Genomic DNA, 9668 nt, shown 5'->3' with positions numbered 1-9668 from the left:
CCGCAAATCCGCGCGGGTCGCGTTGCAGGTCTTGTGCCAGTGCGGCGTCGCGAGAAGAGTAAATGCATGACCGACCAGAAATTGATTGAACACTGGATTCAAGGCTGTGCGGTTCAACGGATCATGTTCCCGCGACGGTCTGGTGCTGAACCTCGAGGATTACAACGAACTCGTCATCTCGACACCGATAACCCTGACCCTGCCGGCTACCGCCAGCGCGCCTGTCGAGGTTGTTTTCCATTGACCCCAACGATCCAGCAGTCCAAGAGCGACCGCTGTTCGATTTCTCCGGAGCGACGTGCACGGATGTCACTTGGGATGACGTCGGAGATCTGCACTTGGAATTCTCGGACGGACACCAGATCGACGTACGGCCCGACGATAACGTCACCGCTTGGGAGCTCTACGGCAAATGCCACGGCTACGCCGCCTGCCTGCCGCATGGCAAGGTGCGGGTGGTGCGGCACGACGTGGCCGACGATAACGAGGACTAGCGCCGCCGAGCGCGGGCATGCTTGGATCGGCCCATGCAGGGCTCGACAACGGTTCACATGGCGGCACCTCCGGACGAGATCTGGAACCTGATTGCGGATGTCCGCAACATCGGGCGGTTTTCCCCCGAAGTGTTCGACGCCGAATGGCTTGACGGAGCGACCGGGCCCGCGCTCGGGGCGCGATTCCGCGGCCACGTCAAGCGGAATGAAATCGGGCCGGTGTACTGGACGACCTGTCGGGTGACAGCGTGCGAGCCGGGCCGGGAATTCGGCTTCGCGGTGCTCGTCGGCGACAGGCCGGTGAACAACTGGCATTACCGACTGACGGCAAGTGACGACGGTACCGACGTCACCGAATCATTTCGGATGACCGCCTCCCCGATGACCACGCTGTATTACTGGATGTTCGGCGGTTGGCTGCGTCAGCGACGCAATGTTCGTGACATGACCAAGACGCTGCACCGCATCAAGGATGTTGCCGAGGCGTGAGATCGTCGACCTATCGAGCTGAATGAGGTAGTCATGGGACAGTGGTCGTGCGCCGAGATCGAGTCAGCCTTCGAACGCCACAAGCAAGTCGTCGTGGAGATCGGTTCCAGTTGGGACTGGTCACGGTTTGCCGACCAATTCACCGAAGACGCAACCTATGTCGAGCACACCTATGGAACCTTCCACGGTCGCGAGCAGATCCGCGACTGGATTGTGTCCACGATGAATGTCTTCCCCGGCAGCGAGATGCCGTTCTATCCGACGTCCTGGTACTCCATTGACACCGACCGAGGCTGGGTGTTCTGCGAATTCCTGAACCGGATGCGGGATCCCGGCGACGGCAGCGTTCACCAGGCGGCCAATCTGTCGGTGATGAAGTACGCCGGCGACGACCTGTGGAGTTATGAGGAAGACGCCTACAACCCGATGAACTTCCTGCCGGTGGTCCGCGAATACATCCAGCGTTCTAAGGCACTCGGCACGGTCACCGACGACGCGATCGCGTTCGCGAAAAACATGAATTGGGAACTGGCCTAGGCTTGCGATAGCACTGCCCGACGACGTGAAGGGTCGTACGCGTGGACATCGCATTGAAGCAGAGGGTGCACTGGCTGGCGTTGCACGGCTTTGTGCGTGGCCTCTCGTCGATCGGCGCCCGACGGGGTGACCTGCAGGCCCGGTTGATCGCCGACCCGAGCGTCAAAGCCGATCCGGTGCCGTTCTACGAGGAGGTACGGGCCCGCGGGTCCCTGGTGCACTCACGCATCGGCTACATCACCGCGGACCATGCGATTGGGCATGAACTGCTGCGATCGGACGACTTCCGGGTGGTGTCGATCGGGGCGAATCTGCCGGCGCCACTGCGATGGCTGGAGACCCGCACCCGCGATGAGTTGCTCCATCCGCTCCGTCCGCCATCACTGCTGGCGGTGGAGCCGCCGGACCACACTCGCTACCGGAAAACGGTGTCGTCGGTGTTCACCACCAGGGCGGTCGCCGCATTGCGGGATGGGGTCGAGCAGACCGCGGCGACGCTGCTGGATCAACTGTCGCGCGAACCCGGTGTCGTCGACATCGTCGACCGGTACTGCGCGCAGCTTCCGGTGGCGATCATCAGCGACATTCTGGGGGTGCCCGATCCTGATCGACAGCGCGTTCTCGACTTCGGCGAGCTGGCAGCTCCCAGTTTGGATTTCGGCCTCACCTGGCCGCAATACCGACGTGTGCAACGCGGGATAGCTGGATTCAACTTCTGGCTGGCTGAGCATCTGCAACACTTGCGGCGAAACCCCGGCGACGACCTGATGAGCCAGCTGATCCAAAAAGCCGAAAGTGGTTCGGCGGAAACGTATCTGGACGAGTCTGAACTTCACGCGGTCGCCGGTCTGGTGCTAGCGGCCGGCTTCGAAACGACAGTAAACCTGTTGGGCAACGGGATTCGCATGCTGCTGGACAATCCGGAGCATTTGCGCACGCTGAGTGAGCGTCCGCAGCTGTGGCCAGGCGCTGTCGAGGAGATCTTGCGGTTGGAATCACCGGTTCAGCTCACCGCACGGATCGCGCTCAACGACACCGACGTAGCGGGTGTATCGATCAAACAAGGCGAACTGGTCGTGGTGTACGTGGCCGCGGCCAACCGTGACCCGGCTGTGTTCGCCGACCCCAACCGCTTCGACATCGAGCGCGACAACGCCGGTCGGCATTTGGCGTTCTCCGGTGGTCGGCATTTCTGCCTGGGAGCGGCCCTGGCCCGAGCCGAAGGCGAGGTGGGGCTGCGGGCATTTTTCGACCGCTTCCCCGACGTGCGTGCCGCCGGCGTGGGCAGCCGCCGGGACACCCGAGTTCTGCACGGTTGGTCGACCCTGCCGGTAGCACTGGGCCCGGCGCGGTCGATGGCCACCCGCTGACGTAAACGATCTCGCTAACCCTGCGGCCTGCGGCCGAAGTACCCTTCCAGCATCGTGGTGCACACCAACTGGCCGGAGCGGTTGTACATGGTGCCCTGCGCCAACCCTCGACCGCCGATGCCATTGGCTGAATGCTGTTCGTAGAGTAGCCAATCCGACAAATCCGGCGCCCGGTGAAACCACACCGCGTGGTCCATCAACGCCGAGTTGCCCGGTCCCAGTGGAGTGGTGCGGTGGGCAATCATCGCCGGCTCCAACAGCGTCCGGCCGGAGACGTATACCGCCAGGCAACTGGCCAGGATGGGATCGGTCGGCGGCGTTCCGTTGGGGCGCCACCAGAGTCGGATCCGTGCCGGCGGCGGCTCGGCCGAATCGAGTGCGAGCCGGGCCGGCGGATCGATATAGCGCATTTCGACCGGCTGTTCACGGACCCACCAGCCGGCCCGCTCGTCCGCGTAGCCGCTGAGTTGCTCCGCCATCGTGGGAAAGGATGCCGGCTCCGGCAGATCGGGTGATTGCTGTTGGTAGACATGGCTTTCTTGGTTCTTGAAGGGGTCGCTGAACGACGCGATGCCCTCCAAGAGCACTGCCCCGAACTGGCGTGCGGTGACGCGGCGCGCAGAGAACGTCCCGCCGTCGTGCAGCGCGGTGACCTCGAAATCGACCGGCTGCCTGGCATCACCCCGACGCAAGAAATAGACATGCATGCTGTGCGGTGAGCGTTCGGGCGCCGTTCGGCTGGCCGCCATCAGCGCTTGCGCCGCGATGTGGCCCCCGACGATGTGATGGTCTATTTCGTCGAGCTGGGTGCCGACGAAAAACTCCGCGTTGACCTGTTCGAGGTTGAACGTGTCGAGTATCTGGCTCAGTGTGAGGACCGGTGGCGGGATGGTCACCGACGCATCATGCCGCACCGCCGATCTAAGCCAGGTAGCGGCCGAACCACTCCAGCACCCGCCCCCAGGCATCGCCCGCGGCAGCAGCGTTGTAGCGCGGTCCGGTGTCGTTGAAGAACGCGTGGTCGGCGTTGGGTTCGATGACGATGTCGTTGACCAGCCCGGCACGATCGAGGGCGGCTTTGGCCGCCGCCTCGGAGCTGGTGACACGGGTGTCGAGGGCCCCGTAGAGCGCCAGCACGGCGGCATCCTTGGACGCCGCGAAATCCGGGTTGTCCGGTAGCGGCCCGTAGAACGGGACCGCGGCCGACACTCCCGGCGCGCCAGCGGCCAGTAGTTGCCACACCAGTCCGCCGCCGAAGCAGAACCCGACGACCGCGAGTTTGCGGGCCGGAACGCGCATCTGCAGTTCGGTGATGCCGGAATGCAGGTCCGCGATGAAACGGTCCGGCTTAACGGCGCCCAATGCGGCGGTAGCCTGAGCCGGGTCGGCGAAGTGCCCGGTGCCGCCCTCCTCGGACAGCAGGTCGATAGCCAGCGCCGAATAGCCGGCCCCGGCAAAAAGCCCGGCCACCGACCGCACCCAATCGTTCAGACCTTTGTTCTCGTGGATGACCAGTACCCCGCGCCGCGCATTGTGGGCTTGTGCCCACGCACCCTGAAGCTGTCCACGCGGCCCCGACCAGGAGATCGGCTCCGTCGGCAGCGCCTTATCCATCCCTGGCGGATGTGTCCCCGTCGTCCCCGATGACCCGTTCGGGCGCTGCGTCTGCTTGGCGCCGCACGCGGCGATCAACGCGGCCGCGGCCCCGCCGCCCAAACCGAGCAGCGCCAGCCGCCGCAACGCTTCGCGCCTACTGAGCAGACCGTCGACGTGGTCGGTGGCTATCTCTTCGGCAATGTATTGCTGCAGCGAGGTCACTTCGGGAGTATGCGCCGCTAACCGCTGTGTCGCCGGGCGACACTGCGACCCGGTTCAGCTCAAGCTGTCTGGGTCAGCCACCGGGATGAGCAGATGCGACGGGGTCGGGCCGCCCTGATGGAGTTGGTAGCTGCCACCGACTAGAGCGCGGCGCGCGGGCTTGGTCGGGACCAGGTGCGGGAAGTCGTAGGTGGTCACCGTCAGACGCAGCCGGTGGCCTGGCTGGATCATCGCAGCAGTCGGGAAGATCTCGACGTCGTAGCGGGTCAGCTCGCCAGGAACCACGGGCTTGACCGCCGACCGGGTGCTGAAGTGGTGCGGCCGCAAGACGGTGCCGTCGGGCAGGTACCAGGTGCGATCCGGATCCAGCGCGCGGTGCGAACCGAGCAGTGCTCCCTCAGTCAACGGGCGGCTGGCCCCGTCGGGGGCGACGTCGTCGAGGTGGGCGACCCACAGCGCCTCGCTGGTGGTGGCCGTCGCGTGCACGGTCAGCGTGATCGGGCCGGCGACCAAAGTTGGCGTGGCGAATGGTTCGGTGGTGTAGGTGAGCGCGCCGCGCTGCAGTCGCCGGTTGTCCTGGTCGTAGCGGGTCTGGCCGCCGCGCTGGGCGCGGATGAAACTGGTCATTCCCAGGGTCCACTGCTCGATGCTTCGGCCGGCTATCCGACCCCGTCCCACGTATTTGATTGTCGCCGTGGATGTTTCCGGCGCGCAATCGGCGGTCAGCTGGCCAGACTGGGACAGGTAGAAGTGGGTCGGCGTCGCCTCGTGCAGCGGATAGTCGCGAGCGTGGAACCACCGCGGGCTTCCGATGGCCTGGAAGGTGAACGGCGATCCGGAGATCGCCGCTCCCGCATCGTCGTTGAGCCAATGATCGAACCAGCGCAGTTGCAGCGCGTTGATGTGCAGCCCGCCGAAGTCCGAGACGTGATACCAGGGACCCATCAATAACCGCAGCCGCTCGGACACCGGCTGGCCGGGTTGCATCGGCGACTCGTCGGGCCGCCCAGCGAAGGCGTTCTGCAGCGCCGCGTAGTTCAGCGGCGCGCCGCGCTGGAAGGCATCGTGCCAGCCGCCGACCAGAAAGACCGCCACATCGTTGTCGACAATCCCGGGCAGCACCATGCCCGGCCGCAACGCGTCCCAGAACGGCCCGTCGAAGGCGGTCTCACCGCCGGCGACGGCATCGGCGATCAACGGCCGGAAGTAGCCGCGCTGATCCCGCCCACGCTGCCGCACTCCGGCGAATCCCCCGGCCCGCGGCCGCGGATGGTTGCCGCGGTTGACCACCTCCAGTGCCGGGTTGACGATGTTGAGCAAGCGGTAGACCCCGCCGTAGGCACGTACCGTGCGCAGGTGCGGCGCCCCGCCCATGGCCGCCGCGTCCCGATAGAAATCGCGGGCGGCCATCACCGGGAAAATCGCTTTCAACGGCGAATCCGGCCCGATGGCGGCGGCGGTGAACAGCTGGTTGATCGCCAAGTAGGAGGTGCCGAACATGCCGACCCGGCCGTTGGCGTTCGGCAGCTTCGACGCCCAATCGACCAGCTCAATCCCGTCCTGGGTCTGCCGCTCCCCGAACATCTCGAAGGAACCGCCCGACACGCCGCTGCCGCGGACGTCGACCATCGCCTCGATGTAGCCGCGCTTGATCAGATACGGGGTGGCGCCACCGCCGATCTGGGCCGCCGGCGGCGGGGCTTTCTTGCCGTAAGGCGTGATGGACAGCAGCACGGGGAACGGCCCGGCGGCGGGCTGTCCGGTTCCGGGCACGGTCGGGTAATGGATGTCGGCCCGCAGCACGACCCCGTCGCTCATCGACACCCCGACGTTGTGGTGCACACCTACTCCGAACTGCGGCGGCCTGGGCGTCCACGACGGCGTGAACGGCGACGGACTGGTTCTGCGGACGCGTCTGGTCTCGGCTTTGCGTCGGGATCGCACCGTCGCCATCCCCCACCTCCTGCGCATTGTTGACAACGTGTTCAGCAGCCCGGTTCTATGACATCCCATGCCGGTTGACGACACCGTACTCGGGCTGTGGCAAGCGTTATCGCGACGGGACTGGGAAGGCGTCAAGACGTTCCTGTCGGCGGACTGCATCTACGTGGACATGCCGGTCGGACCGACCTTGGCGGCGCGTGGTCCCGACGACATCGTGAAGCGACTCAAGGTCGGGCTCGAGCCACTCGCGGGCTATGAGAACCACGACGGGGTGCTGGTGGCTACCGGTGCCGATGTCATGTACGAGCACTCCGAGACCTGGCGGTGGTCGAGCGGCGAGACGGCTCTGCTCCGATTCGTTTCGGTGCACCGGGTCGAAGACGGCAAAGTGACGCTGTGGAAAGACTATTGGGATATGGGCAGCATGACCGCTCAGGCGCCGCCGACCTGGTTAGAGGATCTCGCGACGGCGGATACGTCATGGATTTTCGACGCGACCGGACTGATTTGACCGTCTCAGCTTGCTACCCGAAGTCGTTTCAACCCGAGTGTTCGAGTTCTGTTCGGGCCTGGTCGATTTGGTCGTATGCATACGTCGCTATGGCGGCCGTCGTCATCGTCTCACCCTTGCGGGCGAGCGATTCGTAGGTAGCCTCGCCGAGGACTTCGCGGAGGTGTGTGATCGTGGTAGTGAGTTCGGGGACTGTCGACGCGACAAGGGGACTGAGGGCGAAGCCGACGATAGTGGCCGCGGGTTCGTAGCGTCCGAGCCGGTCGAAAAGAACGGCGAGGACGGCCAGCGGGACGCGGATCGTCGTGGGGTCGCCCGAATTGTGGTAGTTGCGGATCGCCAGAGTGAGGTGATCGAACGCGGACACGGTGTCGCCGTGTTCGGCCTCAAGTCGTGCCAGAAACACCGCCAGGGCTGACGCGTGGACGCGGCTGCCGCTGTCTTGAGCGATCACCAGACCCCGGCCGAGGGCGTTAAGCGCCCCGACGGGATCCGCGTCACGGAGAGCCCCACCGTAGGCACCGAGCGCCCACGCGAGCAAGGCCGGGTTGCCTGTTGCCTCCGCAGCCTCGATGAGGCCATCTGCGGAATGCATCGCCTCCCCACCGGAACCGGCCACCGTCAGCGCGAGGACCAGAAATGACCGGATGTGGACGTGGGTGTCGCGGCGGCGTGCGAGCTGGGCGCGGCACAACTCGGCCATCCGCTCGGGCTGCCCGATGGCTAGGTATACAGCTCCAAGCACGCCTTCGATGCCGCCCGGCGGCGCCTCGCGGCTCCTGCCGAGAACGCTCTGGCCGGCGTCGCAATAGCGGACAGCCGCCTCGATCCGTCCGGTCGTGTAGCACTGCGACGCAATCACGTACAGGAACGCCAGCCGGGGGTGGTCGACGGTGCGGGCGGGCTCGATCAGCTCCTCAGCCCAGGCTATCGGCTCAAGGGTTTGGACCCACAGGCCGAGGAACCCCACATAGGTGGCGATGGTGGCGGCGACATCCAGATCGCCGTGGTCGGCGGCCCACCGAAACGCGGTGCGCAGATTGGCCAACTCGACTTCGAACCAGTCGTAGGCCTCACGCTGGCGGGGGCTGTCCCACAGGGCCATGATGTCGGCTTCGCGTCCGGCGAAGTAGCGCGAGTGGGCGGCCCGAATCTCGGAAGCTTCGCCGCGGGCGACGAGTTGTTCCTCGGCGAACTGGCGGATGGTCTCCAGCATCGAAAACCGGGTCCGCCCCGAAGACCGGTCAGCCACCAGCAGCGACTTGCGCACCAGGGCATCGAGCAGATCCAGGACGGCGAAGTCATCATCGGAACCCATGACCGCACAGGCGCTTTGCAGGTCGAATCCAGCGGCGAACACCGAACACCGATCCAGCAGCGCCTTTTCCGTGTCGTCGAGGTGGTCGTAGGACCACGCCACCGCGTGCCGCAGGGTTTGGTGGCGTTCCAAGCCGCGCCGCGAGCCGACCAGCAGCCGGAACCGCTGATCGAGACGATCACGCACCTCGCGGGCGGTCATCGACGCCATCCGCGAGGCCGCCAACTCGATGGCTAACGGGATGCCGTCGAGTCTGCGGCAGATTTCTACTGCAGCGTCCGCCTCACCAGGCTGCGCCAGCGAGAAGTCCGACACGACACTTTGGGCACGGTCGACGAAAAGGTCCACGGCCGCGGATTCGGTTCCGGAGTTGACGTCGAGCGACGGGACACGCCATAACCGTTCTTCGCTGACCCCCAACCCTTCGCGGCTGGTCGCCAGAATCGTTACGGTCGCCGAGGCGGCCAGGATCGCCTCGACCAGATCCGCGACACTGTCGAGAACGTGCTCGCAGTTGTCGAACACCAGCAGCCGCGACCGGCCCTCCAAGGCGGAGGCCACCGACTCGGTCACTGTCTTGCCCGGTTGCTGGGTGATGCCCAACACCGCCGCCACGGCGTCGGGTACCGCCGCGGGGTCGGTGACTGCGGCCAGCTCGAAAAACCACACCCCGTCGGGAAACTCATCGGCCCGCCGCGCGGCGACCTCCAGCGCCAGCCGGGTCTTGCCGACCCCGCCCACACCGGTCAACGTGACCAACCGATGAGCCTTCACCGCGGCGTGCAGCTCGGCGACCTCCGACTCGCGCCCGATGAAGCTGGTGGTCGCAGGCCGAAGGTTCCCCGGACTCGCATCCAGCGCCCGCAACGGCGGGAAGTCAGTCCGTACGCCGGCTGCTCGGACCTGAAATACCCCGACCGCGGTGGGCAGATCCCGCAACCGCCGCGGCCCCAGATCCACCAGATCAACGCCGCTGAGCAGACCCGCCGTTGACTCGGCCAGCAGGATCTGACCGCCATGCCCGGCGGCCATCACCCGCGCAGCACGATTCAGGACCGCACCGAAGTAATCCCCACCCCGCAGCTCGGCTTCGCCGGTCGCTAGCCCCATCCGCACCGGCAACTCCAACGCCCGCTGGGCAGCCACCGCCGCATCCACCGCCGAGCGCGGCGAGGCGAATGCGGCAC

Annotated in this window: 8 protein-coding genes and 1 pseudogene; 5 read left to right on the top strand and 4 right to left on the bottom strand. The window is 65.8% G+C overall.

Annotation, left to right across the window (positions count from 1 at the left end; translation table 11 throughout):
• Window positions 1–66: 66 nt before the first annotated feature.
• The 4 genes and pseudogenes from WAN71_RS23775 (at window position 67) to WAN71_RS23760 (ending at window position 2890) form a co-directional block, all read left to right on the top strand.
• Window positions 67–494 (top strand): annotated as a pseudogene (locus WAN71_RS23775) (DUF6188 family protein).
• A gap of 33 nt (window positions 495–527) precedes the next feature.
• On the top strand, window positions 528–983 hold the full coding sequence (locus WAN71_RS23770; protein WP_422227683.1) for an SRPBCC family protein: 456 nt from the start codon (window positions 528–530) through the stop codon (window positions 981–983).
• A 33-nt stretch (window positions 984–1016) separates the two neighbouring features.
• The gene (locus WAN71_RS23765) at window positions 1017–1520 is read left to right on the top strand and encodes a nuclear transport factor 2 family protein (RefSeq protein ID WP_422227682.1); all 504 of its coding nucleotides are present in this window, start codon (window positions 1017–1019) and stop codon (window positions 1518–1520) included.
• Between the two features lie 53 nt (window positions 1521–1573).
• Window positions 1574–2890 (top strand): cytochrome P450, encoded by a 1317-nt coding sequence (locus WAN71_RS23760; RefSeq protein ID WP_422227685.1) that lies wholly within the window; start codon window positions 1574–1576, stop codon window positions 2888–2890.
• A 14-nt stretch (window positions 2891–2904) separates the two neighbouring features.
• Here WAN71_RS23760 and WAN71_RS23755 read toward each other — a convergent pair whose 3' ends face one another.
• Genes WAN71_RS23755 through WAN71_RS23745 form a run of 3 tightly spaced genes read right to left on the bottom strand, consistent with a single transcriptional unit; the run spans window position 2905 to window position 6526 of the window.
• Window positions 2905–3786 carry an acyl-CoA thioesterase gene (locus WAN71_RS23755; RefSeq protein ID WP_422227681.1) on the bottom strand — a complete coding sequence of 294 codons (882 nt, stop codon included), beginning with the start codon at window positions 3784–3786 and terminating at the stop codon, window positions 2905–2907.
• A gap of 25 nt (window positions 3787–3811) precedes the next feature.
• Window positions 3812–4708 (bottom strand): dienelactone hydrolase family protein, encoded by an 897-nt coding sequence (locus tag WAN71_RS23750; protein WP_422227680.1) that lies wholly within the window; start codon window positions 4706–4708, stop codon window positions 3812–3814.
• 54 nt (window positions 4709–4762) lie between these two features.
• Window positions 4763–6526: a CocE/NonD family hydrolase gene (locus tag WAN71_RS23745; RefSeq protein WP_422227684.1), complete on the bottom strand. Its 1764-nt coding sequence runs from the start codon at window positions 6524–6526 to the stop codon at window positions 4763–4765.
• 193 nt (window positions 6527–6719) lie between these two features.
• Here WAN71_RS23745 and WAN71_RS23740 point away from each other — a divergent pair, with 193 nt between their 5' ends.
• Window positions 6720–7163: a nuclear transport factor 2 family protein gene (locus tag WAN71_RS23740; RefSeq protein ID WP_422227679.1), complete on the top strand. Its 444-nt coding sequence runs from the start codon at window positions 6720–6722 to the stop codon at window positions 7161–7163.
• Window positions 7164–7191: 28 nt separating this feature from the next.
• Here WAN71_RS23740 and WAN71_RS23735 read toward each other — a convergent pair.
• A partial coding sequence (locus tag WAN71_RS23735; RefSeq protein ID WP_422227678.1) for an ATP-binding protein occupies window positions 7192–9668 on the bottom strand: 2477 nt, incomplete at its 5' end.

The sequence above is a fragment of the Mycobacterium sp. genome, assembly GCF_049280035.1.
GTDB lineage: Bacteria > Actinomycetota > Actinomycetes > Mycobacteriales > Mycobacteriaceae > Mycobacterium.
This window is presented reverse-complemented; position numbering and strand designations above follow the sequence as displayed.

Coding starts and splice junctions, on each gene's coding strand:
- WAN71_RS23770 (WP_422227683.1), top strand. CDS start 528: ATGCAGGGCTCGACAACGGTTCACATGGCGGCACCTCCGGACGAGATC.
- WAN71_RS23765 (WP_422227682.1), top strand. CDS start 1,017: ATGGGACAGTGGTCGTGCGCCGAGATCGAGTCAGCCTTCGAACGCCAC.
- WAN71_RS23745 (WP_422227684.1), bottom strand. CDS start 6,526: ATGAGCGACGGGGTCGTGCTGCGGGCCGACATCCATTACCCGACCGTG.
- WAN71_RS23740 (WP_422227679.1), top strand. CDS start 6,720: ATGCCGGTTGACGACACCGTACTCGGGCTGTGGCAAGCGTTATCGCGA.